Source organism: Sphingomonas sp. LT1P40 (assembly GCF_036663835.1).
GTDB lineage: Bacteria > Pseudomonadota > Alphaproteobacteria > Sphingomonadales > Sphingomonadaceae > Sphingomonas.
In genome coordinates this window covers 1,132,971-1,158,852 of sequence record NZ_JAXOJT010000001.1, presented here as the reverse complement: position 1 = coordinate 1,158,852, position 25,882 = coordinate 1,132,971, and the positions used below count along the sequence as shown (strand labels likewise).

Annotated in this window: 28 protein-coding genes; 6 read left to right on the top strand and 22 right to left on the bottom strand. The window is 64.8% G+C overall.

The annotated features are described in order from the left end of the window. Positions 1-57 precede the first annotated feature (57 nt). Positions 58-2,343, bottom strand: a complete 2,286-nt coding sequence (locus U1702_RS05705) for an ATP-dependent helicase (protein WP_332722840.1) — start codon at positions 2,341-2,343, stop codon at positions 58-60. A gap of 76 nt (positions 2,344-2,419) precedes the next feature. Between U1702_RS05705 and U1702_RS05700 the strand changes: the two genes are divergently transcribed. The 3 genes from U1702_RS05700 to U1702_RS05690 all read left to right on the top strand — a co-directional run bounded on the left by U1702_RS05700 (position 2,420) and on the right by U1702_RS05690 (position 6,133). Continuing rightward, on the top strand, positions 2,420-2,623 hold the full coding sequence (locus U1702_RS05700; RefSeq protein ID WP_332722838.1) for a hypothetical protein: 204 nt from the start codon (positions 2,420-2,422) through the stop codon (positions 2,621-2,623). Between the two features lie 35 nt (positions 2,624-2,658). After that, positions 2,659-3,933: an MFS transporter gene (locus tag U1702_RS05695; protein WP_332722836.1), complete on the top strand. Its 1,275-nt coding sequence runs from the start codon at positions 2,659-2,661 to the stop codon at positions 3,931-3,933. Between the two features lie 97 nt (positions 3,934-4,030). Continuing rightward, positions 4,031-6,133 carry a catalase gene (locus U1702_RS05690; protein WP_332722834.1) on the top strand — a complete coding sequence of 701 codons (2,103 nt, stop codon included), beginning with the start codon at positions 4,031-4,033 and terminating at the stop codon, positions 6,131-6,133. Positions 6,134-6,173: 40 nt separating this feature from the next. Here U1702_RS05690 and U1702_RS17100 read toward each other — a convergent pair whose 3' ends face one another. The 5 genes from U1702_RS17100 to U1702_RS05670 are packed head-to-tail and all read right to left on the bottom strand — an operon-like array spanning position 6,174 to position 8,274. Beyond that, positions 6,174-6,233 carry a hypothetical protein gene (locus U1702_RS17100; protein ID WP_443026829.1) on the bottom strand — a complete coding sequence of 20 codons (60 nt, stop codon included), beginning with the start codon at positions 6,231-6,233 and terminating at the stop codon, positions 6,174-6,176. 8 nt (positions 6,234-6,241) lie between these two features. Continuing rightward, complete coding sequence (locus U1702_RS05685) at positions 6,242-6,451, bottom strand: type II toxin-antitoxin system RelE/ParE family toxin (RefSeq protein ID WP_332722832.1); 210 nt, start codon at positions 6,449-6,451, stop codon at positions 6,242-6,244. After that, positions 6,441-6,614, bottom strand: a complete 174-nt coding sequence (gene relB / locus U1702_RS05680) for a type II toxin-antitoxin system RelB family antitoxin (RefSeq protein WP_332722830.1) — start codon at positions 6,612-6,614, stop codon at positions 6,441-6,443. Before relB ends, U1702_RS05685 begins: the two co-directional genes overlap by 11 nt. Before the next feature lie 17 nt (positions 6,615-6,631). Next, positions 6,632-7,171, bottom strand: coding sequence for a 16S rRNA (guanine(966)-N(2))-methyltransferase RsmD (rsmD, locus tag U1702_RS05675; protein WP_332724587.1), 540 nt, complete (start codon positions 7,169-7,171; stop codon positions 6,632-6,634). 11 nt (positions 7,172-7,182) lie between these two features. After that, a complete protein-coding gene (locus U1702_RS05670; protein ID WP_332722828.1) occupies positions 7,183-8,274 on the bottom strand; it encodes a pseudouridine synthase in 1,092 nt (363 codons plus the stop codon). Between the two features lie 105 nt (positions 8,275-8,379). Between U1702_RS05670 and U1702_RS05665 the strand changes: the two genes are divergently transcribed. The 3 genes from U1702_RS05665 to U1702_RS05655 all read left to right on the top strand — a co-directional run bounded on the left by U1702_RS05665 (position 8,380) and on the right by U1702_RS05655 (position 11,333). After that, positions 8,380-8,814 carry a response regulator gene (locus U1702_RS05665; RefSeq protein WP_332722827.1) on the top strand — a complete coding sequence of 145 codons (435 nt, stop codon included), beginning with the start codon at positions 8,380-8,382 and terminating at the stop codon, positions 8,812-8,814. Between the two features lie 81 nt (positions 8,815-8,895). Continuing rightward, a complete protein-coding gene (locus tag U1702_RS05660) occupies positions 8,896-10,581 on the top strand; it encodes an MFS transporter (protein WP_332722825.1) in 1,686 nt (561 codons plus the stop codon). After that, the gene (locus U1702_RS05655) at positions 10,581-11,333 is read left to right on the top strand and encodes a hypothetical protein (protein ID WP_332722823.1); all 753 of its coding nucleotides are present in this window, start codon (positions 10,581-10,583) and stop codon (positions 11,331-11,333) included. Before U1702_RS05660 ends, U1702_RS05655 begins: the two co-directional genes overlap by 1 nt. On the opposite strand, the gene U1702_RS05650 is transcribed toward U1702_RS05655, so the two are convergent. The 16 genes from U1702_RS05650 to purM all read right to left on the bottom strand — a co-directional run bounded on the left by U1702_RS05650 (position 11,330) and on the right by purM (position 25,874). Further along, positions 11,330-11,767, bottom strand: a complete 438-nt coding sequence (locus U1702_RS05650) for a DUF6628 family protein (protein WP_332722822.1) — start codon at positions 11,765-11,767, stop codon at positions 11,330-11,332. The genes U1702_RS05655 and U1702_RS05650 overlap by 4 nt on opposite strands. A 67-nt stretch (positions 11,768-11,834) precedes the next feature. Continuing rightward, a complete protein-coding gene (locus tag U1702_RS05645; protein ID WP_332722820.1) occupies positions 11,835-13,151 on the bottom strand; it encodes a bifunctional folylpolyglutamate synthase/dihydrofolate synthase in 1,317 nt (438 codons plus the stop codon). 11 nt (positions 13,152-13,162) lie between these two features. Continuing rightward, on the bottom strand, positions 13,163-14,023 hold the full coding sequence (gene accD / locus U1702_RS05640) for an acetyl-CoA carboxylase, carboxyltransferase subunit beta (protein ID WP_332722817.1): 861 nt from the start codon (positions 14,021-14,023) through the stop codon (positions 13,163-13,165). Continuing rightward, entirely contained in the window at positions 14,020-14,823 is an 804-nt protein-coding gene (gene trpA / locus U1702_RS05635; protein ID WP_332722816.1) for a tryptophan synthase subunit alpha, read from the bottom strand. Before trpA ends, accD begins: the two co-directional genes overlap by 4 nt. Positions 14,824-14,923: 100 nt before the next feature. Continuing rightward, a complete protein-coding gene (gene trpB, locus U1702_RS05630) occupies positions 14,924-16,153 on the bottom strand; it encodes a tryptophan synthase subunit beta (protein ID WP_332722814.1) in 1,230 nt (409 codons plus the stop codon). A gap of 40 nt (positions 16,154-16,193) precedes the next feature. Beyond that, complete coding sequence (locus tag U1702_RS05625; RefSeq protein ID WP_332722812.1) at positions 16,194-16,832, bottom strand: phosphoribosylanthranilate isomerase; 639 nt, start codon at positions 16,830-16,832, stop codon at positions 16,194-16,196. Between the two features lie 39 nt (positions 16,833-16,871). Continuing rightward, the gene (locus tag U1702_RS05620) at positions 16,872-18,431 is read right to left on the bottom strand and encodes a leucyl aminopeptidase family protein (protein ID WP_332722810.1); all 1,560 of its coding nucleotides are present in this window, start codon (positions 18,429-18,431) and stop codon (positions 16,872-16,874) included. 74 nt (positions 18,432-18,505) lie between these two features. Beyond that, positions 18,506-19,012, bottom strand: a complete 507-nt coding sequence (locus tag U1702_RS05615) for a GNAT family N-acetyltransferase (protein ID WP_332722808.1) — start codon at positions 19,010-19,012, stop codon at positions 18,506-18,508. Between the two features lie 429 nt (positions 19,013-19,441). After that, positions 19,442-20,113 carry an orotidine-5'-phosphate decarboxylase gene (pyrF, locus tag U1702_RS05610; RefSeq protein WP_332722806.1) on the bottom strand — a complete coding sequence of 224 codons (672 nt, stop codon included), beginning with the start codon at positions 20,111-20,113 and terminating at the stop codon, positions 19,442-19,444. Then, positions 20,110-20,442, bottom strand: a complete 333-nt coding sequence (locus U1702_RS05605; protein ID WP_332722805.1) for a lipopolysaccharide assembly protein LapA domain-containing protein — start codon at positions 20,440-20,442, stop codon at positions 20,110-20,112. Before U1702_RS05605 ends, pyrF begins: the two co-directional genes overlap by 4 nt. 62 nt (positions 20,443-20,504) lie before the next feature. Next, complete coding sequence (locus U1702_RS05600; protein ID WP_332722803.1) at positions 20,505-22,799, bottom strand: patatin-like protein; 2,295 nt, start codon at positions 22,797-22,799, stop codon at positions 20,505-20,507. A gap of 4 nt (positions 22,800-22,803) precedes the next feature. Continuing rightward, positions 22,804-23,499 (bottom strand): endonuclease/exonuclease/phosphatase family protein, encoded by a 696-nt coding sequence (locus U1702_RS05595; protein ID WP_332722801.1) that lies wholly within the window; start codon positions 23,497-23,499, stop codon positions 22,804-22,806. Between the two features lie 40 nt (positions 23,500-23,539). After that, positions 23,540-23,737: a hypothetical protein gene (locus U1702_RS05590; protein ID WP_332722799.1), complete on the bottom strand. Its 198-nt coding sequence runs from the start codon at positions 23,735-23,737 to the stop codon at positions 23,540-23,542. A gap of 109 nt (positions 23,738-23,846) precedes the next feature. Further along, complete coding sequence (locus U1702_RS05585) at positions 23,847-24,236, bottom strand: MmcQ/YjbR family DNA-binding protein (RefSeq protein WP_332722797.1); 390 nt, start codon at positions 24,234-24,236, stop codon at positions 23,847-23,849. Further along, a complete protein-coding gene (gene purN / locus U1702_RS05580; protein WP_332722795.1) occupies positions 24,221-24,787 on the bottom strand; it encodes a phosphoribosylglycinamide formyltransferase in 567 nt (188 codons plus the stop codon). Before purN ends, U1702_RS05585 begins: the two co-directional genes overlap by 16 nt. Then, positions 24,780-25,874 (bottom strand): phosphoribosylformylglycinamidine cyclo-ligase, encoded by a 1,095-nt coding sequence (purM, locus tag U1702_RS05575; protein ID WP_332722793.1) that lies wholly within the window; start codon positions 25,872-25,874, stop codon positions 24,780-24,782. Before purM ends, purN begins: the two co-directional genes overlap by 8 nt. Positions 25,875-25,882 lie beyond the last annotated feature (8 nt).

Here is a 25,882-nt window from a genome sequence, read left to right as displayed (position 1 = left end):
GTCAGTTGAAATGAAGAAGCGGGACCCCGGCTCAACGCCGGAGTGGAGGGAATAGAGTCAGGCGGGGATCGACACAAAACTATCCATCACCCGCTTTCGTCCGCTCGTCTCGAACTCGATCTCCAGCTTGTTGCCCTCGATCTCGACGATTTCGCCATAACCGAATTTCTGGTGGAAGACGCGCATGCCAAGCGACAGGTCGTCGCGGCCCTTGTTGCCGATGCTGACGGCGCTGGCGCGGCTTTCGACGATGCGTTTGGGGGCGGTGGTGAAGCTGGACGACGGCGAGGCGGCGCGTTGCCAGCCGGGGCCGCGGCCGGTGCCGCGTTCGACATGGGCGAAGGGATCGGCGTTTTCGCTCCAGTTGGCGCGCCAGAGCGATGCGCCACCGGACAGCGTGGTTTCGGCATCGACATGCGCCTCCGGCAGCTCGCCGACAAAGCGACTGGGGATGCTGCTGGTCCATTGGCCATAGATGCGGCGGTTCGCGGCGTGGATGATGAGCGCGCGGCGGCGGGCGCGGGTGATGGCGACATAAGCGAGGCGGCGTTCTTCCTCGAGCGAGGCGAGGCCGCCTTCATCGAGCGAGCGTTGCGACGGGAACAAGCCTTCCTCCCAGCCGACGAGGAATACAGTGTCATATTCCAGGCCCTTGGCGGCGTGGATGGTCATGATCGTGACCTTGGCCTCGGCGGCGTTGGCGTCATTGTCCATGACGAGCGAAACGTGTTCGAGGAACGCGCCGAGGGTTTCATATTCCTCCATCGCGCGGACGAGTTCGCCCAGGTTTTCGAGGCGACCGGCGGCTTCGGCGGTGCGATCGACCTGCCACATCGCGGTGTAGCCGCTTTCGTCGAGCAATTGCCGGGCGAGTTCGGCGTGCGGCAGTTGCGTCGCCATGTCGCGCCAGCGCGCGATGTCGCCGACGAAATTGCCGAGCGCGCGGCGGGCTTGCGGCGTCAGTTCGTCGGTGTCGAGGATGCGGGCGGCGGCGGTGAGCAAGGGGCTGCCCTGTGCGCGGGCGAGTTGGTGGATTTTGGCAATCGCCTTGTCGCCCAGGCCACGCTTGGGGACGTTGACGATGCGCTCGAACGCCAAGTCGTCGGACGGTTGGTGGACGATGCGGAGATAAGCGAGCGCATCTCGGATTTCGGCGCGTTCGTAAAAGCGGAAGCCGCCGACGATGCGGTAGGGCAGGCCGATCGCGATGAAGCGGTCCTCGAACTCGCGGGTCTGATGCTGCGCGCGGACCAGGATGGCGAATTCGTCGAGCGACCTCCCCTGATGCCGTTGGGCGGATTCGACTTCTTCGCCAACCCGGCGCGCCTCTTCGGGGCCGTCCCACACGCCGATGACCTTGACCTTCTCGCCCTCGGCTTCCTCGGTCCATAGCGTCTTGCCAAGACGGCCGCCATTGTTGGCGATGACGCCGCTGGCCGCCGCGAGGATGTGCGGGGTGGAGCGGTAATTCTGTTCGAGGCGGACGATTTTTGCGCCCGGAAAATCCTTCTCGAACTTCAGGATATTTTCGACCTGCGCCCCGCGCCACGAGTAGATCGACTGATCGTCGTCACCGACGCAGCAGATATTCTTGCGCTCCTGTGCGAGCAGGCGGAGCCACAGATACTGGACGCTGTTGGTGTCCTGATACTCGTCGACCATGATGTAGCGGAAGCGCTGCTGATATTGCTCCAGCACGTCACGGTGGGTGCGTAATATGGTGAGAACGTGGAGCAGCAGGTCGCCGAAATCGCAGGCGTTGAGCGTTTTCAGGCGGTCCTGATATTGCTGATACATCGACTGGCCCTTGCCAGCGGCGAAATGCTCGGACTCGCCCGCGTCGAGCATGGCGGGGGTCAGCCCCTTGTTCTTCCACCCGTCGATCAGGCCGCCGAGCTGGCGCGCGGGCCAGCGCTTCTCGTCGAGATCGTTGGCCTGAATGAGTTGTTTGAGCAGGCGTAGCTGATCGTCGGTGTCGAGGATGGTGAAGTTCGACTGCAACCCGACCAGCTCGGCGTGGCGGCGGAGCATCTTGGCACCGATTGCGTGGAAGGTGCCGAGCCACGGCATCCCCTCTACCGCGTCGCCGATAATTCGGTGAACGCGTTCCTTCATCTCGCGCGCCGCCTTGTTGGTGAAGGTGACACTGAGGATTTCCGACGGATAGGCTTTGCGCGTCCACAGCAAATGCGCGAGCCGGGCGGTGAGCGCGGCGGTCTTGCCGGTACCGGCCCCCGCGAGGACGAGGACCGGGCCGTCGGTGGTAAGAACGGCCTCGCGCTGCGGCGAATTGAGGCCGCGCAGATAGGGGGGATCGTCGGGGGAGGGCGCGGGGAAACTCATGGCGAACAGTTAGGGAACGTGGGGGGCGGGGGCAAGTTTCATTGCAAGGGCGGGCAGAGTGCGGCAGTGAGCGGGGATGAAGTTTCTGCGACAGCGCAAATTGCGGCTCGGCATCGTCCTCGGCATCGCTGTGATCGCGGCTTATGTCGCGTGGCGCACCGGCAGCTTTTCCGATCAGCCGCAGCAAAAGGCGTGCGTCGAAGGGCGCAAAGAGGTGAAGGACGACAAGGGCCAGGTCGTGCAGGTGTTGCGCACGACCTGTTTCGACGAGACCAAATGAAGCCTGCGGGGACGGGCACGGAAATGGGGGGAGTGATGAACACTGACCGGGCACGGCAACGCCGCGCGCTATGGGCGAGCTTCGTTGGGACGGGGATCGAGTTCTACGATTTCTATATCTATGCGACCGCCGCCGCTTTGGTATTCGGAGGGGTGTTCTTCACGGGCACTGACGCCGAGAAGCAGCTTTGGGCGTATCTGACGCTGTCGATCGCGTTCTTTGCGCGGCCTTTGGGGGCGGCGGTGTTCGGCCATTATGGCGACCGCATCGGGCGCAAGGCGACATTGGTCGCGTCGCTGCTGACGATGGGCATTTCGACGACGCTGGTAGCGTTCCTGCCGACCTATGCGATGGCGGGCTGGGTTGCGCCTGCTCTACTGTGCCTGTTGCGGTTCGGGCAGGGCTTTGGTCTTGGCGGCGAATGGGGCGGCGCGGCATTGCTGGCGGTCGAGAATGCGCCACCGGGCTGGCGCGCGCGCTTTGGTGCAGCGCCACAGATGGGGGCGCCGGCGGGGTTTATCGCCGCGAACGGGCTGTTTTTGTTGCTGCTGATGTGGATGACGCCGGAGGAGTTTGCCGAGTGGGGCTGGCGGATTCCATTCATCCTGTCGGCCGCGTTGGTGGCCGTTGGCCTGTGGGTGCGGCTGAAGCTGACCGAAACACCCGAGTTTGCCGCATCGCTGAAGGAAGCACCGCCGCCGAAAGTGCCGCTGGGCGAAGTAACGAAGCGGCATGGCGGGGCGTTGCTGGGCGGGACGATCGGCGCGGTGTGCTGCTTCGCCACCTATTACATCGCAACCGCATTTCTGCTGGGATATGGCACCAAATCGCTTGGCTATTCGATGTCGGACTTCCTGCAGGTTCAGCTGGTAGCGATCCTGTTTATGGCAGGGGGCATTTATCTGGCGGCGTGGATGGCGGACGCCAAATATGATCCGCGCCGGGTGCTGGCGGGCGGCTGCGTGCTGGTGGCGGCGAGCGGCTTTGCGATGGCACCGCTGATGGATGCAGGGCTTACCGGCGTGTTCGTTTTCCTGTCGCTGCTGCTGTTCGGCATGGGATTCGTCTATGGGCCGCTGGGCGCGTGGCTGCCGGGGCTGTTCCCGCCGCGCGTGCGCTATACTGGCGCGTCGATGACGTTCAACATTGCCGGCGTCATCGGCGGCGGGCTGACCCCGTTCTTTGCACAGACATTGGCGATGCAGGGTGGCGGGCTGGCCCCGGTCGGCTGGTATCTAAGTGCAGCGGCGGTGCTCAGTCTGGTGGCATTACTGGCGCTGAAAGAGCGGGATGGCGAGACGACCTCCTGATACATTCGTGTTGATTCAGGTTAGCAGCGTCGATTGAGGCGGACCCTTCATGCTGTGCGGCCCGTTAGGCGGGCAGCACATCACGGGAGCTTCGCACATGGCAGACGACACGCAATTCGACACCGATCACGGTAACGGCGGCGAAACCCATCAGCGTATTCCGGCCAAGGGCGATCACGCGGGTGCCGATCACCTGACCACCAATCAGGGCATTCGCGTGTCCGACAATCAGAACCAGCTGAAGGCGGGTGCGCGCGGACCGGTACTGCTGGAAGATTTCGTGCTGCGGGAGAAGATTTTCCACTTCGATCATGAGCGAATTCCAGAGCGGATCGTCCATGCGCGGGGTTCGGCGGCGCATGGGTATTTCGAGAGCTATGAGGATTTGTCCGACCTGACCAAGGCGGGGCTGTTCAGCGAAAAGGGCAAGAGGACGCCGGTGTTCACGCGCTTCTCGACCGTCGCGGGTGGGGCCGGGTCGGTCGATACGCCGCGCGACGTGCGTGGGTTTGCCGTGAAATTCTACACCGAAGAAGGCAATTGGGACTTGGTTGGCAACAACATTCCGGTGTTCTTCATCCAGGATGCGATGAAGTTTCCCGATCTTGTCCATTCGGTGAAGATGGAGGCCGATCGCGGTTATCCGCAGGCGGCGTCGGCACACGACACGTTCTGGGACTTCATCAGCCTGATGCCGGAATCGACGCACATGATCATGTGGGCGATGAGTGACCGCACGATCCCGCGCTCGCTGCGTACGATGCAGGGATTTGGCGTCCATACGTTCCGGCTCGTCAACGCCAAGGGTAGGTCGACCTTCGTCAAATTCCACTGGAAGCCCAAACAGGGCGTGCAATCGACCTGTTGGGACGAGGCGGTGAAGATCGCCGGGGCCGACCCTGATTTCCATCGCCGCGACCTGTTCGAGGCGATCGACCTGGGCAATTTCCCCGAATGGGAGCTGGGCATTCAGGCGTTCGACGAGGCATTCGCCGATAGCCTCCCCTATGACGTGCTCGATCCGACGAAGATCATTCCCGAAGAAGTGCTGCCGGTGCGACCGATCGGGCGGATGGTGCTCGATCGCTATCCCGACAATTTCTTCGCGGAGACCGAGCAGGTTGCGTACTGCCCGGGGAACATCGTGCCCGGGATCGACTTCAGCAACGATCCGCTGTTGCAAGGGCGGCTGTTCTCGTATCTCGACACGCAGCTCAAGCGGCTGGGATCGACAAATTTCCACCAGTTGCCGATCAACGCGGCGAAATGCCCCGTGATGAACTTTCAGCGCGATGGGCACATGCAGATGAATGTGCCAAAGGGGCGCGCGAATTACGAACCCAACAGCCTGGACCTGGCGGGCGAGGAAACCGGGCCGCGTGAATGCCCGATGACCGGGTTTGAAACGCATCCCGGCCGCGAAGCGCAGGAGGAGCAGGGGGACAAGCTACGGCTGCGGCCCGAAAGCTTTGCCGACCATTACAGCCAGGCGCGGATGTTCTATCGCTCGCTGGCTGAGCCGGAACAGGCGCATGTCGCCTTTGCGCTGGTGTTCGAGCTGTCCAAGGTCGGGCTGGAGCATATCCGAGTGCGGACGGTGGCGAATCTGGTGAATGTCGATCCTGATCTGGCCAAACGCGTGGCGGACGGAATCGGGATGCCGGTGCCGAAAGCGTCGAAGGCAGCGGCGGAGGTTCAGGATTTCGACCTGTCGCCCGCGCTGCGGATCATCGACGGGCCGCTTGAGCCGGAGGATATCGTCGGGCGCTCGATCGCCATTTTGGTGGCCGATGGATCGGATGCTGCGGCAGTGGCAAAGCTGGCCAAGGCGATCGAGGGTGCGGGCGCGCGCGCTGTGATCGTCGCGCCCAAGGTTGGGGGTGCGAAGATGTCCGACGGGTCGCTGTTGAAGGCCGATGCGCAATTGGCCGGTTATCCGTCGGTGATGGCGGATGCCGTGGCGATCGCTCTGTCGAAGGAGGGCACGGCGAAGCTCCTGAACGAAGGCGCAGCGGTGCAGTTCGTGATGGATGCTTTCGGGCATTTGAAGGCGATTGCCGCGAGTGATGAGGCCAAGCCGTTGCTGGACAAGGCGGGCGTGAAGTCGGATGCGGGCGTGATGGGGCTGGACGACGGGTTCGTGGCGGCGGCCGCGAAGCGGTATTGGGATCGTGAGCCTGGGGTTCGGATGCTGCCCTGACGGACTGTGTGGCGGCTTCCCGGCGAAGTCGCCGCATTGGTCACGGATAGTGCTGACGAGCGTGAAGGACGCGCAAAATTCGGACGCGGCTGTCATTCACATGATAGATTAGAATGTAGTTGGGTGCAGGATTGCCTCACGCGTATCGAGCGCGCGACCCGGTCGATATGCCAGAGGAAGCAAGGCTACGCGCTCCGCTCCCTCCACGATCAGTTGCTCCAGCCGGTCGGCAGCAGCGAGATTACGCGTCGCTACGAACATGAAGAGATCGCGGAGATCACGTCGGGCGTCAGCCGCCCAGACAAGCTTACGAGCCATGCTTTTCGATAATTTCGCGGATTTCGGCTTTCATCTGCTCGTGCGGGATATCCGGCTCGGTCGAATTGAGCGCAGCCTCTACCTGAGCGCGAAACCATTTGTCATAGGCTTCCGCGTCTTCCTCGGTTGCGAATTCCGAAACGATCGGATCAAGCTTTCCCATAGCGCGAATATGCGCGTTCAGCACTTCGCGCGCAAGATCGTCAGCATCGCCTTGCCGTGGACGCGTTCGACGTCGGTTTCAAAACCGTCGACCTCGACCACTTCGCCCTTGGCGGTTTCGATGCTAATCCAGGTGGCCGGACCGGTCCAGCCGAGGCGGGCCAGCTTGTCGAGCGCGACGGCACCGGCACCCGTTCGATAGGGCGGGTCCATCATGATGACGTCGAGCGGCGTTGGCGCAATGCCTAGCGACAGCACAGAGGCAGCGCGGATGTCGGGGCGGACGCCCAGCTTCTCCGCATTGGCGCGCAGGGCGTCGAGCGCGGCGCGGTCCTGTTCGACGAACAGGCAGGATGCGGCACCGCGTGACAGCGCCTCGAAACCGAGCGCGCCGGAACCTGCAAACAGGTCGGCGACCGCCAGATCCTCGAAACTGCCGACGCGGCTGACGAGCATCGAGAACAGCGCTTCGCGCGTGCGGTCGGCGGTGGGGCGGGTGACGTCGCCCTTGGGTGCGGCGAGCGTGCGGCCACGCCACTGGCCGGCGATGATACGGATGGTCGCCATGATCAGCTCTTTCCGCCGCGTGGCGCCGGCTTGGCGCCGGGGCGTTTGCTCTTCGGCTTGGCCCAGCCGGGTTTGGGTTTCGGGCGCGGTGGGCGAGCGGCGCTAATGTCGTCGCCCGCTTTGGCTGGTGCAGCACCGCGTTGAGGCGAAGTTGGTCGTGCCTGTTGTTCGCCCGCAACGCGCACCGGTCTGCCCCCCTCGACCCTTCCGGAAGAGCGGATCACCTTTCGCTCGTCACTCGCCGGCGTGACGCGTCCGGCCCCGCGGCGCGACATATTCGCTGGCGGCGTCGGCTTTTTGGGCGCGATCGGCGCGGACGGTTTGGTCCATTCGCCGGCTTCGGGTAGCCCGCCGGGGCGGTCCAGCGCCTTGCGGAACGCGACCAGCTCGTTCTGCGGGATCTCCTCGATTGCGCCCGGAGCGAGATCGCCCAACGTGAACGGGCCATAGCTGGTGCGGATAAGGCGTGAGACCTTCAGCCCGAAATGCTCGAGGACGCGGCGGACTTCGCGGTTCTTGCCCTCCTTCAGCCGCATCTGGATCCAGGTATTGGTGCCGGTGCGGCGTTCCAGATTGGCGTCGATTGAGCCGTAGCGGACGCCCTCGATCTCGATCCCTTCCATCAACCCTTCAAGCTGCTCCTGCGTGATCGGGCCATAAGCGCGGGCGCGGTAGCTGCGTTCGACCCCGGTCGAGGGGAGTTCGAGCTGGCGCTTGAGCTCGCCGTCAGTGGTCATCAGCAACAGCCCTTCGGTATTCAGATCGAGGCGGCCGACGGGGACGAGGCGGGGCAGATCCTTCGACAAGCGGTCATAGATCGTCGCGCGACCGGCCGGATCGCGTTCGGCGGTGAGCACGCCGGTCGGCTTGTGAAAGCGGAACAGGCGCGCGGCGGTGGGGGCGGCGACGGGATTGCCGTCCACGGTGACGCCGCGCAGCGACGGCAGGATCGTGGCGGGGGTGGTGAGGACAACGCCGTCGAGCGCGATGCGCCCATCGGTAATCATCCGCTCAATCTCTCGACGTGACGCGATTCCGGCACGGGCGAGCAGCTTGGCGATGCGTTGTTGTTCTTTGTCGGATGACGGGGGCATTTGCGGCGCGATACAGACAGATGGGGTCGGGCGCAAAAAATCTTCTGCGCCGGGAGCCGCGATAGGCCCTAGCGCGTTGTGGTGCCGTAATGATGTGGGTGGGACATGCTGTTCTCGAAGAAGAAGCGCCGGATTGTACGGCTCCTGATCGTCGAGGACGAGCCCCTGGTTGCGTTCGACATCGAACACTTCCTAACCGAAGAAGGTTTTATCGTCGTCGCCACCACCGATTCGGTGGGTGAAGCGATCGGACACATCATCGCGCCCGATTCGATCGATTTGGTGCTGGTTGATCTGGGACTGGCCGATGGCAATGGCGCGGATGTCGCGCATGCCGCGCGGGCGCAGGGCGTGCCGGCGCTGCTGGTGACCGGGCGATCGCTGCACGAGGTTGAGGCAATTGCGGTGGGCTGCCTGTCCAAACCCTATCCGCAGCGCGATTTGTTGCGCGCGATCGCGGTGGTCGAGGCGCTGCTGGACGGAAAGACGCCGAAACGACTCCCGGGCAGCCTGAAACTGTTCGAGACGACCGCTCAATAATCCGCGCCCAATAATCCGAGCGCGGGCTTTGCATCCCGTTTTTTCGCGCTAGGGTCTGCCCTTGTTCGGTTGGGGGTTTGTATGGCTGAGGCGTTGAAGGCGGAGGGGCAGGGGACGCTGCTCGACGGCATCAAACCCTATTTCGAGAAAGCGCCGCTGGCCGCACTCGCGCTGGGCATTTCATCCGGTTTTCCGTTTGCAATGATCGGGGCGACGCTGACCACCCGCCTGGCGCAGGACGGAATCACCAAATCGGCGGTGACTGCGTTCGCGCTGACGTTTCTCGCCTATAATCTCAAATGGGCGTGGGCGCCGATTGTCGACAAGTTCACGGTGCCGGTGCTCGGGCGGTTGGGTGCGCGGCGATCATGGTTGATCGTGACGGGCGCGATGGTCGCGGCGGCGGTGATTTTCCTGGGCAGTCTGGACCCGCGCGCGTCGCTCGGCTGGGTTGCGGCGGCGGCGATCATGGTCGGGCTGGCGGGTGCGACATTCGATATCGTCATCGACGCCTATCGCATCGAATTGCTCGAACCGCGCCAGTTAGGCGTGGGTTCGGGCATGTCGCAATATGGCTGGCGGATCGGTTCGGCGGCGGCGGGCGGGCTTGCGCTGTACGTCGCCGCGCGTTGGGGATGGAGTGCCGCTTATATGGCGTGCGCGATCTTCGCGTTGCCGGCGGTTGTCGCCGGGCTGATCGTCGGCGAACCTGAGCGCAAGGTATTTCGGGAATGGCCGGAACGGATGGGGCAGCGGCCTTATCTGATCTTCGTGCTGGCTTTTGCACCGCTCTATCTTGGTGCGCGGTGGATCGATGCGCTGCTGGCGGTGAACATCCTCTCCAACATGGTGCTGGTCGGTTATCTCTTTCCGCTGTTCGACCTGACTGCGCGCCGCGCGCGCGATGCCGGAAAGCCCAGTGCCTTGACTTGGCTGGGGCTGTTGCCCGTGGTGGGTGTCGGCGTCGCGTTGTGGCGCGGGTGGGATGCGCCAGAGGCAATGATATTGGTGGCGGCGGGTGCCGCGACTTTGCTGTGGATCGCGTCGCTCAAACCCATCGAGATGACCAAGGTGGAAAGCGGCAAGGTCGGACCCCTGATGGAATTTTTCCGTCGTGAGGGCGGGATGATGGTGCTGTTGTTCGTGTTGCTGCACAAGATCGGCGATACGCTGGCGAACCTGACGCTGCGGTTGCTGTTCAACGAACAGGGCTACACCAACGACGAAATCCTGTTTTACGATGTGTTCGTCGGATTCTGGGCATTGATGGCGGGCATTTTCGTCGGCGGAATCATGTACGCCAAGCTGGGCATGAAGCGATCGGTACTCATCTCACTGGTGCTGATGATGATCTCGAACCTCAGCTTTGCGGGTATGGCGGCGGTGGGCCACACCAATGCCGGCATGGCTGGAGCAATGGCGTTCGAGAATTTCGCCAGCGGGATCGGCGGCGTGTGCGTCGGCGCGTATCTCGCTTCACTGTGCAATCTCAGCTTCACCGCGACGCAGTTTGCGATGCTGTCCGCCGCCGCGAGTATCCTTGGGCGCTTCCTCAGCGGCACTTCGGCGGGCAAGGCGATCGAAGGTATCGGCTATGTGAACTACTACGTCCTCACCACCGTCCTCGCGCTGCCCGGTGTGATCCTGTTCGCTTGGATGATGAAGAGCGGGCTGGTCGATCGATCGATGGGCGATGCGGGGACGAAGGGTGAGGGCGATGCGCGTGCCGATCCGGTGGGGGATCACGGCGCCGTAAAGCCTGCCTGATGATCGCCTGGCTGGGCATTATCGCCATTCAGGTGGCGTGCGTGGTTCACCTGGTGAAGACCGGGCGCAATCCGCTGTGGCTGACGGCATTGATCTTTTTGCCGATGGTCGGGGCGATCGCCTATTTCATTGTCGAGGTGTTGCCGGGCCTGCAGGGCAATCGACATGTCCGCACGGTCGGGGCGAAGGCACGAGCGGCGCTGGACCCGGAGCGGGATTTGCGGGAGGCGCGGGATGCGGTCGATCTGGCCGATACGGCGGCGAACCGCGTGCGGCTGGGCGATGCGCTGAGCGAATTGCAGCGGTGGAGTGAGGCGGTGACGGCCTATCGTGACGCGCTGTCGCGTGCGCCCGCCGATGCGAGGACCGAGGCGAAGCTGGCCCGGGTATTGTTCGAGAGTGGCGATGCGGCGGCGGGGCTGGCGATGCTCGACGGGCTGGAGCCGATGTCGGCGCAGGGCGACCGCGACCGTCAAGGGCTGTTGCGCGCGCGGATGCTCGAGCATCTGGGGCGGAATGACGAGGCGCTGGCGCTCTATGCCGATGTCGTCGCGCGCCTGCCCGGGGAGGAAGCGCGCTGCCGCTATGCCGCGCTGTTGTTGGCCGAGGGGTGGGAAAACAAGGCGCGGAAGATCCTGGAAGAGGTCGAGGCGCGGGCGAAACGGCTGGACCGGCAGCAGCGTGCGGCGGAGGCGGGTATGTACCGCTGGGCGACGGATGCGCTGGCGCAGTTGCGGGCAAAGAGCGGCTAATCCTCCAGCGGCAGGCCGGCGTCATAGAATGCGTTCGACAGCGCATGCGCGGTGGCAAGAATGCCATCTACCCGCCGCGCGCCGAGCAAATCGGCAAGTAGCAACCGCGCGCGTTCCGGGTCGGTTGGCGCGCAAGCGATGACGTCGAGCAACGCGCCCTCCGCCGCAGTCATGCGCGGGCAGCACCAAGGCGCGATCTGGATCGGGCCGGACGACGCCGCCGACATCTCCGCCATCATCGTGCGGACGAGGAGGAGGGGGCGACGGAAGCTTTTCCCGAAGCCGGTGACAAAGGCATGCGCGGCGGCCGCATCGGCGAGGCCGTTCGCGCCGATCTGACGGATGCCAAACAGCAGCAGGCGCGCGCCTGCGTCATCGGGCTGAACGCGGGGGAGGGCGTGGCCTAGCGCAGCGGTGACGGGGGTGGCGGTCATTGAGAAAGACTCCGTGGTTCGGTGCCTATCCTGCCCATCTGTTATTGATAGTCAATCGCAATAAGAGTTAGTCAGGGAATTCACCGTTCACGGCGAGCGCTTCACCGGCGAGGTAGAGTGAGCCGAGGATGAGGATGATCGCGGGGCGGCCAGTTTCGGCGACGTGGCGGAGTGCTGCCGACGGATCGGCCGCCATGGCGGTGGTCGGGATGCCGAGGCTGCTGGCGATTCGCGCCAAGTCCGCCGGATCGTGATGCGCGTGGCCGGGGACCGGGACGGCGGTGAGCGAGGCGGCCAGCGGGGCGAAAGGGGTGAGCAGGCCCGCAGCATCCTTGTTCGACAACATGCCGAGCACGAGGTGAACAGGGCGGCTTTGCGCGACCTGTACCAGCGCGGCGCTGACCGAGCGGGCGGCGGCCTCGTTATGGCCGCCGTCGAGCCACAGTTCGCTGTCTGGCGGAAGCAGATCGAGTAACGGCCCCGGCGACAGGCGCTGCATCCGGGCGGGCCAGCGCGCGGTGGTGGCAGCGATGGCGAGGGCGGTGTTGGGAATCGTCAGTGCGCGCTGGTGGCGGAGCATGGCAATTGCGAGTGCGAGATTGGCGGGCTGATGCGGCCCGGCGAGCGCTGGAAGCGGGGTGTCGAGCGTGCCCTGCGCGTCGCGATAGTGGAGGCGTCGATCCGCGACGTCGAAATCCCAGGCGGTGCCGCGCGCGAACACGGGGGCACCAGCGGCAGCGGCGACTTCGGCGACGCGGGCGGCAATGGAATCGGCATAGTCCATCGTCACCAGCGGGACGCCGAGCTTGGCGATTCCCGCCTTTTCACCCGCAATCGCCTCGGCGGTGTCGCCGAGGAACGACTGGTGATCGATGCCGAGTTGAGCGATGGCGCAGGCGGCGGGCGTGACGACGTTGGTGGCGTCGAGCCTGCCGCCCAGGCCGACCTCGATCACACAGGCATCGGCGGGGCTGCGGTGAAAGGCGAGGAAGGCGGCGGCGGTAGTAACCTCGAAGAAGCTCGCGCCGATATCGCCACCTGCATCAAGCACTTCTTCGAGCAGCGCGGCGAGTTGGGCGTCGTCGATCAATTGCCCTGCAAGGCGGATGCGTTCGTTGAAGCGGACGAGGTGTGGGCTGGAATAGACGTGGGCGGTAAGGCCAGCAGCTTCGATCGCGGCGCGCAGGAAGGCGCAGGTCGAACCCTTGCCGTTGGTGCCCGCGACATGGAGCACGGGCGGCAGGGCGCGGTGCGGGTTGCCGATCCGGTCGAGCAGGCGGATGACGCGGTCGAGGCCAAGCGTGTCTGCACCGGGGCCGAGTGCCCAGAGGCGATCGAGCTGGCGCTGAACCGCGGCGTCGGTGGAGGTAGCGTGGTCGGGCATCGCGCCGAGGGTCAGGCCGCCGCCTTTTCCCCAACTAACAACCCGATCAGCTGGCCCAGCTTTTCGCGCAGTTCCTTGCGATGGACGACCATATCGATGAGGCCATGTTCGAGGTAATATTCGGACGTCTGGAAATCGTCGGGCAGCTTTTCGCGGATCGTGCTTTCGATGACGCGGCGGCCGGTGAATGCCAGCGTTGCCTTGGGTTCCGCAATCTGGACGTCGCCGAGCATCGCGTAGGCGGCCATGACACCGCCCGACGTGGGATCGGTCAACACGACGATATAAGGCAGGCCGGCGTCGTGGAGCATCGAGATGGCGACGGTGCTGCGCGGCATTTGCATCAGCGACAATATGCCCTCCTGCATGCGTGCGCCGCCCGAAGCCGTGAAAACGATATAGGGTGCGCGGGCGCCAATTGCGGCCTCGACCCCGGCGATGAAGGCTTCGCCGACGGCCTGGCCCATCGATCCGCCCATGAAGGCGAAGTCCTGGACGCCGACCACCGCGTGATGGCCCATGATCTCGCCGCTCGCGTTGAGAAACGCATCCTGCTCGCCGGTCGCGGTGCGCGCGGCCTTGATGCGGGCGGCATAGGGTTTCTGGTCGCGGAATTTGAGCGGGTCTTCGGCGACGCGCGGGTTGGTCAGTACCGTGTAGCTGCCTTCGTCGAACAATTGCTCGAACCGCGCGCGACCGCCGATGCGTTCGTGGTGGTCGCAGATCGGGCAGACCGACTGGTTCTCCTCGAGTTCCTTGACGAACACCATCTGCCCGCAGCCCTTGCACTTGTGCCAGAGATTGTCGGGCGTCTCGGCCTTGGCCGGCACGACGAAGGACAGGACGTTGCGGACGCGGGTGAGCCAGCTCATGCGGCTTTTTCCTTGCGAGCGTCGGCGAGAGCCGCCGACAATGTGGCGATATAGGTGCGGACGGCGGCGGGTGCATCCGCGCCGTGCTCTGCGATCAAGTCGATGATCGCGGAGCCGACGACGACGCCATCGGCGACGCGACCGATCGCGGCGGCCTGTTCCGGGGTGCGGACGCCGAAGCCGACTGCCACGGGCAGGTCAGTTGCGGCTTTCAGGCGGGCGACGGCGCTCTCGATGCTGTCCTGTGCCGCCTGTTGCAGGCCGGTGATCCCGGCGACCGAGACGTAATAAAGGAAACCGGATGCGCCATCGAGCACGGCGGGCAGGCGCGCGGCGTCGGTGGTGGGGGTGGCGAGGCGGATGGTGGCGATGCCGTGCTCGGCGAAGGACGCGATCTCGTCGGCCTCCTCAGGCGGGATATCGACGATGATCGTGCCGTCGACGCCCGCGTCCGCCGCCTTTTGGGCGAACGCCTCGGGCGTGGGGCGGGTCATGGTGTTGGCATAGCCCATGAGGACCAGCGGCACGTCGGCGTGGCGCTGGCGGAAGGCGCTGGCGATGGCGAGGACATCGGCGGTGCGGGTGCCTTTGGCCAGGCTGCGCAGGTTCGCGGCCTGGATCGCGGGGCCGTCGGCCATAGGATCGGTGAAGGGCATACCGAGTTCGATCACGTCCGCACCGCCCGCGACCAGCGCGTCGAGGATCGCGGCTGTATCGCCGTCACCGGCGGTGACGAAGGTGACGAGCGCGGCGCGGTGTTGGGCGGCGGTGGCGGCGAAGGTGGAGGTGATGCGGGTCATGCGCGCCCCCCCGTCACCCCAGCGAAAGCTGGGGTCTCTGGCCACAGGCCGTTCGCTTGCGGTGGGAGATCCCAGCTTTCGATGGGATGACGATTGTTGCTCATATCTCGACCCCCAGCGCCTCAGCGACGGTGAAGATGTCCTTGTCGCCGCGACCGCACAGATTGGCGAGGATCACCTGATCGCGTTTCATTTCACGCGCCCGCTTTGCGACGGCTGCGATGGCGTGTGCCGGTTCCAGGGCGGGGATGATGCCTTCGGTGCGGCAGAGCAGCTGGAACGCATCCAGCGCCTCGGTATCGGTCACCGCGGTATATTCGACGCGACCCGAATCCTTCAGCCATGCATGCTCCGGGCCGATGCCTGGATAGTCCAGCCCGGCGCTGATCGAATGCGCTTCGGCGATCTGGCCGTCGTGATCCTGAAGCAGATAGGTCTTGTTGCCGTGGAGGATACCGGGGGCACCGCCCGCGAGGCTGGCGGCGTGCTTGGCGTCGAGACCTTCGCCCGCCGCCTCGACGCCCAGCATCGCGACATCGGCGTCGTCGAGGAACGGGTGGAACAGGCCGATCGCGTTGCTGCCACCGCCGATCGCGGCGACGAGCAGGTCTGGCAGCTTGCCGGTGCGCGACAACATCTGCGCGCGCGCTTCCTTGCCGATCACGCTTTGGAAATCGCGGACGAGCTCGGGATAGGGGTGCGGGCCGGCAGCGGTGCCGATGATGTAAAAGGTGTCGTGGACGTTGGCGACCCAATCCCGCATCGCCTCATTCATCGCGTCCTTCAGCGTGGCCGCGCCGCTGGTGACCGGGCGGACTTCGGCACCGAGCAGCTTCATGCGGAACACGTTCGGCTGTTGCCGCCCGACATCCTTGGCACCCATGAAGATGGTGCAGGGCAGGCCGAAGCGCGCGCAGACGGTGGCGGTGGCGACGCCGTGCTGGCCTGCGCCGGTCTCCGCGATGATCCGCGTCTTGCCCATGCGGATCGCCAGCAGGATCTGGCCGATGCAATTGTTGATCTTGTGTGCGCCGGTGTGGTTCAGCTCGTCGCGCTTGAACCAGATTTCGGCACCCATGCCATCAGGCGCATTTTCGCGCAGCGCGTCGGTCAGGCGTTCGGCGTAATAAAGCGGGCTGGGACGGCCGACATAATGTTCGAGCAAATCGTCGAACTGTGCGGCGAAGGCCGGGTCGGCCTTGGCTGCCGTATATTCGCGTTCGAGGTCGAGGACGAGCGGCATCAGCGTTTCGGCGACATAGCGGCCGCCATAAGGGCCGAAATGCCCGCGTTCGTCGGGCTGGGCGCGGAAGGAGTTGGGGGCGTTCATGGGGTGGCGTTTAGGCGGGTCCGCGCCCGACGCCAAGCCGTTACAGCGACGCGGTGATCTTCAGGAACGCGGCGATCTTTGCCTTGTCCTTCACGCCCGGTGCGGATTCGACGCCGGAGGAGATATCTACCAGCCGCGCGCCGCTGATCCGCACTGCCTCGGCGACGTTGGCGGCGTCGAGGCCGCCCGACAACGCCCAGGGGAGCGGGTGAGCGAATCCCTGAAGCAGTGTCCAGTCGAAGCGCAGGCCCATGCCGCCGGGCAGCTTGGCGTCGTCGGGTGTCTTCGCATCATAGAGAATACGCTGAACCGCGCCACGAAACGCGTTGGCGGCGTCGAGGTCGGCGCGCGTTTTGACAGCCACGGCGGCCCACACCGGCAGGCGCGTGCGGGTGCCGATCGCGGCGGCGCGTTCCGGCGTCGCCTTGTGGAGCTGGATCGCGTCGAGGCCAGCGGCGCGAATCGCGTGGTCGATCAGGGCGTCTTCCGGATCGACGAACACGCCGACGCGGCCGACATGCGCGGGCACGTTCGCTGCAAGTGATGCGACCTGATCGAACGTGACATGGCGCGGGGAGGGCGGGAAGAAGACGAAGCCGACGTGGCTGGCCCCGCCCGCCACCGCCGCGTCGAGGGTGGCGGGGGTGGACAGGCCACAGATTTTGGCGGTGACCGGCATGCTGGAGGCCATCGTGCGGCCGCTGGACTTTAGCAAGCCTTACTTCTCGTATTCGCGGACCAGTGCGTCGAACAGGCGGACGCCAAAGCCGCGTGCGCCCTTTGGCATGGTCGGCAGCGATTCGTCGGTGGCGTCGACTCCAGCGATGTCGATATGCGCCCATGGCGTCGGCTCCGGCGTCAGGAAGGCGATGAAGTGTGCGCCGCGACCTGCACCGGCGCCGGCTTTGCGCGTGGTGTTGGCGATGTCGGCGATCGGCGACTTCATATCGTCGGCATAGCTGGGGTGCAGCGGCAGCCGCCACAGCGCTTCGCCCGATCGCGTCGCGGCGTTTTCCAGCCGCCCCGCCAACGCTTCGTCGCGCGCGAACAGTCCGGCATAATCGTCGCCCAGCGCGGTCGTTACCGCACCGGTCAGCGTGGCGATGTTGACGATTGCAGCGGGCTTGTAGCGGTCGATGGCATATTGGTTGGCATCGGCCAGTACCATTCGCCCCTCGGCATCGGTGCTGATGATCTCGATTGTCTGGCCGTTCATCGTACGCACGACGTCACCGGGACGCGCGGCGTTGCCGCCGGGCATGTTCTCGGCCAGCGCTGCGATGCCGACAATATTGGCTTTCGCGCCACGTTTTGCCGCTGCCAGCGTCGCGCCCATCACCGCTGCGGCCCCCGCCATGTCTGCACGCATCGCCTCCATCCCCGCGCCGGCCTTCAGGCTGATGCCGCCGCTGTCGAAGGTAATGCCCTTGCCGACCAGCGCCAGCGGCGCGGCGTCGCCTCCGCCGCGATATTCGACGATCATCATGCGGGCCGGGTGCCGCGATCCGGCGGAGACCGAAAGAATCGAACCCATGTTGAGCTTACGCATCTGTGCTTCATCCAGCACGGTGATGCGTATGTTGGACACTCCAGCAAACTGCGCGCGAACGGCTTCGACGAAGCTTTCGGGGTGTTTGGCGTCGGAGGGGAGCGTGATGAGGTCGCGGGTTATGCGCGCGCCCTGTGCCACGCCCGCCATTTCGCGCGTGTAGGTCGCTTCGCCCGATGCCGCGACGATGGTGACGGGCTGGTTCGGGGGGGTGGATTTGAGGTTCTTGAGCTGATCGAAACGATATTGGCCGAGCGTCGCGCCCAGCGCGACATGCGCTGCGGGATCGGTGGCGCTGGTGCTCAGACCGTCCGCCATAATTGCGACGGGGAGGGCGTTGTCCTTCGTCTCCTGAGCGGCGCGTCCGCCGAAATCGGTGAGCGCGACCGCATCGAGCTGGCCGGTGGGCACGCCGATCAGGACAACGCGGTCATAGCCGCCGACGCCATAGAGCGAGAGCGTCTTGTCCGCCGCCGCCTTGAAGTTGGCGGTGGCGACGGCGCGGGTGACGCTGTCTCGCAGGGTGGCGGGCACGCGGGACAGGTCGGTCGCACCCGCCATCGGCAGGACGAGGACGCCGTCGGTCGGCGCGGTAGTGGCGAAGCGGATCGGGCGTTCGGCGCTGTTCAGACGCTCGCTGGTGACGACCCCGGTGCCGACTGCGACCCGTTCTGACTGGGCGAACGCGGGCGTGGCGAGGAGGGTGGTGGCGAGCAACAGGATACGCATGAAGGAATGCTCCGGAACGGGATTGGGAGATAATGTAACATTCGTAACGGCGCGCGCGGTTCAGGGCAACCCGTTCAGGTGACAAGATTCTTGACCAGCACCGTCATCGATAACGGCGGATCGAGGATAATCGGAAAGGGCCGCGTCTCGCCCGATGGCTGGTAACCGTGGCGGACATACCATGCGATCAGTTCGACGCGGCGGTCGATGACCGTCATCTCGATGCGGTCGGCGGCGAAGTCGGTGCGGGCAGTCGCTTCGGCGGCGGCGATCAGTCGCTTGCCGATCCCACTCGCCTGAAGCTGCGGATCGACGCAGAGCAGGCCGAGATAGGCGAGGCCGTCGCCTTTGTGAGCGACATTGACGCAGCCAAGGATGGCCTCGTCTTCTAAGGCGATCAGCAGGCGACTGGGGCCATCGAGCAGGCTGGCGAGGGTTTCTATGTCGGTGCGTTCGCCGGTGATCAGGTCAGCCTCATGCGTCCATCCGCCCCGCGCCGCTTCGCCGCGATAAGCACGCTCCACGACGGGATGAAGGACAGGGAGGTCAACAGACGTAGCAGGCCGAATGATGATCGCCATCCTCAGGCCCCCTTGGTCCACGTCGATATCAGAATTGCGGTGCATGCGACGACGGCCAGCGCGATCCACTGAACAAACGGAAGGAAATACAGGATTTGGGACGCCGCCGGAGATGGCGAAACGAAGACCGCATCATAGTATATGAACCCTGATGCCGCTGACGACACCAGCAGGAAAACCAGCATCGAAAAAACCACGATTAACGTCGGTCGTGTCCGCGCGATCAGCCAAGGCGCGACGGCAGGTCCAACGACCCAGACGCCAAACGGCACTATAGCCAACCACGCGTCGGGCCTGTCGGGATCGCCAGCGTAAAATACTAGCAGAACAAGGACAACCGTAGCACCGAACGACAGCAGTCGAAGACCATTCCGCCCTTGGGCAAGCGCAACAGATCGCTTCGACGATGTCTCTGTATTGCTCAGCAAATTACAGCGTCGCCTCGATCTCACGCGCCGCCATGTCAGGGTCTTCCGCCTGGGTGATCGGGCGACCGACGACTAGGATCGAGGCACCGGCGTCCAGCGCGGCGCGGGGGGTGACGACGCGTTTCTGGTCGCCCGCTGCGCCATTGGCGAGGCGGACGCCTGGGACGACGAAGAAGCCGTCTTTCCATGCGGCATGGGCGGCCTTCACTTCCTCGCCCGAGCAGACGATGCCGTCGACGCCCGCCGACCGGGCGAGTTCGGCCAATCGGACGACTTGTTCGTGCGGGTCGGGCGAGAGGCCGATCGATTTGAGGTCGCTTGCATCGAGGCTGGTGAGCATGGTCACCGCTACGACCTTGGTACCGAGCGGGGCGGCGGCCTTGGCATCCTCTAGCATCGCACGGCCGCCGGCGGCGTGGACGGTGATGATCGCGGGTTCGAGCGGGCGGAGCGCCTGCACCGCCTTGCCCACGGTGTTGGGAATGTCGTGAAATTTCAGGTCGAGAAAGATCGGCAGACCGATTTCGGCCATGTCGTGAACGCCCTGACGCCCGTTGGCCATGAAGAACTCCAGGCCCAACTTAATCCCGCCGACATGGTGGCGGACGCGGGTGGCGATAGCCTTGGCGCGTTCGAGGTCGGGGGTGTCGAGCGCGACGTAGATCGGGCTCATGGCACCACCAAAGGCGGCGCGGAGGGGGTTTCGACCGGCGGCTCCGGTGTGATGTCCGCTGGGGGAGCCGGTGTGGGATTCGGGCGCAGATCCTCGACGGTACGCTCCAGCATCGCAATCCGCTGCCGCGACCGCCAGCGCACGGTGTGAAACAGCAGCAGCATCGGCAGGAACCCGGCGAGGAACACGACGAACAGCAGGAAAGGAAGGTTCACGTCCGCGACCAGACCGCTCCACAGCTGGATTTCGACCGGATGCCAGTTGGTGACCGCAAATGCCGCGACCAGCCCGAGGATCAGGAACCAGAATAATGCCTTCAGAAACTGCATTCGCCGTCCATGCCTTTTGTGGTTTGACGCAGCTTAGGCCGGACGCGCGCTAGATGCCACCCTCACCCGATTTCCTTGCGGATCTGGGCGAAGAGGGCGGGGATGGCTTTCAGGCGCGATTCTTCTTCGTCGAGGATGGCGAGGAACATGTCGCGCTTGATCGTGGCCAGCCGTCCCGGGCCGAGTCCGGTGTTGGGGGGCAATGTTGACAAGGTGATATCGATCAATCGCTCCGCGCCATGCAGTCGGCCCCACAGATAGTCGTTTTCACGATAGGCGCGGCTGAAGAATGCGCCGAAATTGTTGAACTGTGTGCCCTTTAGCGTCGCCTGTGCGCCGCCGGCGCGGATGCCGGTGGCGTCGTCGGGAGAGATGCGGTCCACGCGGATCGGATCGAACTCGTTCAGCCCTTCGCCCTGCAACAGCGGCAGCGTGGCGATATCGAAAAACGGAAAACCGAGATAGGCGAGCAGCATCGGTCGCCGCATCTCCCTGGATAGCGCGCTGAGCCCGACGGACAGGCGCTCGTCGGTCTCGGCATCCAGCGTGCGCAGGTCCATCTGCGCGGCGAGCCGGTCCATGATCGCCCCTGCATCGAAATCAACCGCGCGCACGGTTTCACGCAGGCCGCTGAATGGATCGGCACGCTGGCATTCGAGATAGCCGGCCAGCGATTCGTAGATGGCATCGCGCATCGGCGCGAGTTCGCCGCTCTCATGCGCCTGATCCAGCTCGGTCATCCGCCGCGCGAGCATGCGCAATCGGCGGATACGGAAGCCAAGATCGTGCGTCCGCAACAGATCGAGCGCGGCCGGACTGGCGGAACGGGCATTGCTCGTTGGGAAATCGTCGGCGCCGCGCCGCGCGATCTCCGCGCCGATCGCGTCGCGCAGTTGTTGCCAGCGATTCTGGCCGGACTGATCGCCGATCTGGTGCAGATGCGTGGCGATTCGATCGGCGACGCTCTCGACCTTCAGCATGCCGTAAGCGGCGTGACCGTAACCTGCCTTGGCGGCGGCGGCGATCTGCGCGCGGTTGCGCCATGCGGACAGCCGCTTTGGCGTGGGATAATCAAGGAACAGCGTGTAGCCGAACAGCGATTCGACCTGCTCCTCCACCTCGGCGCGGATGCGTTCGATGATCGCCAGCATCCGCTCGATCCGCGCCGATCGCTCGCCCAGCGACTCCAGATTGTCGCGGATCGGCTGTTGCCGGGGCAATTCGGTCAGCGCGCCGATAATTGTCTGGAAAAAGCCCGGCGCGGCGGGGGTGGCGTTGTTATACAGGCCAAGCCGATGACCCGGGGTGGGGTCGATGAACACGAAACGGCGGTCGATCTGGCGGCGGGCAGGGCGTTCCTTTAGCGCATCGATTGCGGGGCGAAACGGTGCGTTGGCGAGCACCGATCCGTCGATCAGCGCGGCCTTGTCCGCAATGCCCGCAGCATGCTGACGCGGCAGCACATGCTGAAGGAACGCTTCACGGCCCGGCCATTCGACCTTGCGGTCTGCGAGCACGCTATCGAGTTCGGTGACCGTCGCAGGCGGGAAAGCGCCGGGAAAGCTGGAGGTGGCGCGCGCGGCAAAGGCGAGTTCGGCGGGATCAGCCAAGCTGTCCTGGCCGGTGCCATGGTCGCTGAACGAGAAGACCAGCCGGTGTTCGGTCTCGACCACTTCCGGTGGGGAGTTGAGTTTCAGCCGTTCGGGATGGCCGCGAAAATCGGTAACGGTGACGAACAGGTCGAGCGGTTGCCCGTCCGGCAACAGGCGCGGGCCGCACGGTGCCTGTGCCATCGCATCGAACGCGTCGAGCATCATGTTGAGCAGTTCCTTGCCGCCAAAGGGCGGTTCGAACCAGCGCGAACGGACGAATTTCTCCAACTTTGCGCGGACTTCGGCGCGCGAACCGGCCTCGACGGTCTCGTCGACGGTCGACCCTTCGCGCGTGAACATCCACGCAATCGGCAGTGCCCATATCTTGGCAAGCTTGTGCGACGGCCCCTGATCGGGATTCAGCAACGCCTCGACATCGGCCGTCTCCAACCATAGGTCGGTTAGTGGATCGAGCGGCTGACCGGTGGCGATGGCTTGCGCCAGGAACACGCCGTTGATGCCCCCGGCGCTGGCCCCCGCGACGATATCGACGATCACGCGCAGGCGGATACCGGTCGCCTCACCAATCTCGTCGAGCAGCGCGTGATAGACCGCTTCGCTGCCCGACACCGACGCTTCGCCATCGCGGTGCGCGCGGCTGGCGCGGGCGAGGTGCCAGATCTCCTTGGTGATGCCGTGCATGTAGACGGCCAGGCTGATGCCGCCATAGCAGACGAGTGCGAGCCGAAGTTCCTTGTCCCGCACCCGTTCAATCTCGCCCCAGCATCGCCCAGATCGGCAGATGATCGGATGCGGTACGCGATGCGGCGCTGTCATGCACGCCGCACGCGTCAACCTGCAAGCCCGCCGAGACCATGATGCGGTCGAGCCGCGCCACCGGTCGGCGGGCGTGGAACGACTTGCCGGTGTCCGCGAAGGCGAAGTTGCGCCCGAAATCGCGCAGGCAGCCCGAATTGGCGCTCCAGTCGTTGAGATCGCCCATCATAACCGTCGGCAGCTGTCGTTCGCTCGACTCCAGATGGGTCAGGATCGCATGTGCCTGTCGCCGCCGCCACAGGCCCGACAGGTCGAGGTGCATGCCGACGACGCGCAAGCTGTGCCCGTTGACGCGCACGTCCGCCACGACTGCGCCGCGCGGTTCCAGCGCGGGGAGATGGATGATCTCGCAGTCCAGGATTTGCGCATCCTTGCGCACCAGCAGGGCATTGCCATGCCAACCCATGCTGCCGGTGCGGACGCCGAACTGCACCGCTTTCCACGGGCTGTGCTCGTCGAGCATATGCGGGGAGATAACCCCTTCGCGCTTTCCGAAGCGGCGGTCGCATTCCTGCAAGGCGACGACATCGGCGTCGATCTCACGCAACACCTCCAGTGTCCGCTCGGGTCGCCGCCGCCGATCGGTGCCGATCGACTTGCGCATATTATAGCTGGCGACTTTGAACATCGGCCCTAATTGCGGGTCCGGGCGAGCAAGGGCAAGGGGATCACGCGGGAATCGGCGGCATTTGCTGTGGCTGGCGGCGCGCTTCGTCGGCAGCAGCCTTGAGATTGCGGGCAGTAACCTCCGCCGCGTCGGGGGTCATGGCAATGGCCACGCCGCCCGGACCATCGAGAATGACCATCCCGGAATCGGCGCTGGCAGTGCCGGGCTCGGAGAAGGGTTCGCGTCCAAAAGCTGTCATCGCACGGGTCCTGTCTGCGATCGCCTGAACCATATCCAACGCAGATCCGGTCTAAAATATCCGGGGGGATCAACGCGAAGCTACCCAAAATGGGGCGGCCGATTTACAGTCAGCGACCGCCTGCCTCCAGCAACCGGCGCGGCGCAACGAGTTCCCAACTGATCGCCACGCGATCGCCGACACGGTCCCAGTCGGTATCATCGCGGTCGAGGTGAATGCCGACCCAGCCCGACGGCCCGAAATAGGGAGGGCGATAATAGAGGTCCGGCTCCATTTCGATCAGCATCGCCTGTTCCTCCGCCCCGCTGGTCTTGACGATCGCGGCGGTGACATCGTCGCCGTGATGCGCGTGCCAGAAATAGGCGAACATCTTGCCTTTGGTGATGAAGAAGGCGGGCATCCCGTGGGAAAGCTTCTCGTCCGCTTCGGGCAGCCCAAGGGCGATGGCGCGGAGTTTCTCCAGCGCGGCCACCGCCTGTGGGGTCATCTGCTCAGCCATGCCTGCAAGACGCGCGGATATAGCCGATGTTCCTCGGCCAGCACGCGCGCGGCAAGCGTATCGGGGGTGTCGCCGGGCAGGATCGGCACCTCGGCCTGTCCCAGCACTTCGCCGCCGTCGAGTTCCTCGGTCACGATATGCACCGAGCATCCGGCGTGCGTGTCCCCGGCCGCAATTGCGCAGGCATGGGTGTCGAGGCCCTTATATTTGGGCAGCAGTGACGGGTGGATGTTGACGATCCGCCCGCGCCAGCGCGCGACGAAATTGTCGGAGAGAAGGCGCATGTAACCGGCGAGGGCGATGGCCTCGACGTTGGCGTTGCGGAGGGCGGCGTCGATCTGCGCTTCGTAATCGGCTTTAGGCATACCCTTGGGTGAAAGGGCAAAGGTGGCGACGCCGTTGCTGTCGGCCCAGACAAGGCCCGCAGCTTCGGGTTTGTCGGAAGCAACGAGCGCAACGATGTACGGGCTGTCGGCCTCACGCGATGCTTCGACCAGCGCCATCATGTTCGAGCCACGACCCGAAATGAGGATGCCGAGTCGCTTAGGCATTATGCATCGCGCTCCACGCTTCACGTGCGCTCCACGTCTCCACACTGCCTGCAACCGTGCAGCCGCGCGGCCCCGCGACGATTTCACCGATGCGGTGGACGGTTTCACCCGCCGCCTCCAGCGCCGCCGTCACGGCATCTGCACGACCTGCATCCACCACCGCGACCATGCCGACGCCGCAGTTGAAGGTGCGCGCCATTTCTTCCGGCTCGATATTTCCCTGTGCCTGAAGGAATGCCATCAGGCGCGGCTGTTCCCACGCATCGGCGTCGACATTGGCATGACAGCCCTCGGGAAGGACGCGCGGGATATTTTCGAGCAACCCGCCGCCAGTAATATGGGCCAGACCGTTGATCGCACCGTTGCGAAGTTGCGGAAGCAGACTCTGCACATAGATGCGGGTGGGGGCCATCAGCGCGTCGAGCAAGATCACCTCCTGATCGAACACCGCCGGGCGATTGAGCTTCCAGCCCTTGTCGGCGGCAAGGCGGCGAACCAGCGAGAAGCCGTTGCTGTGCACGCCGGTGGAGGCGAGGCCGAGCATCACGTCGCCGGGCTTGATCCGCGTGCCGTCGAGCAACTGTGCACGCTCGACCGCGCCGACGCAGAATCCGGCAAGGTCGTAGTCGCCATCGGCATACATGCCCGGCATTTCCGCCGTCTCGCCGCCGATCAGCGCACAGCCCGCCTGACGGCAGCCATCGGCGATACTGGCAATGACGCGTTCGGCGACGCCGGGGACGAGTTTGCCGGACGCGTAGTAATCGAGAAAGAACAGCGGCTCCGCACCCTGTACGATCAGGTCGTTGGCGCACATCGCCACCAGATCGATGCCGACGCCGTCATGTGCGTCATGCTCGATCGCCAGTTTCAGCTTGGTGCCGACACCATCATTGGCCGCGACCAGCAGCGGATCGGTAAAGCCCGCCGCCTTCAGGTCGAACAGGCCGCCAAACCCGCCAAGGTCGGCGTCCGCGCCGGGGCGGCGGGTCGAGCGGGCGAGGGGCGCAATCGCGCGAACCAGCGCGTTTCCGGCGTCGATCGAGACGCCCGCCTGGGCATAGGTGTAGGGCTTTGGGTCGGTCATAAAGTGCC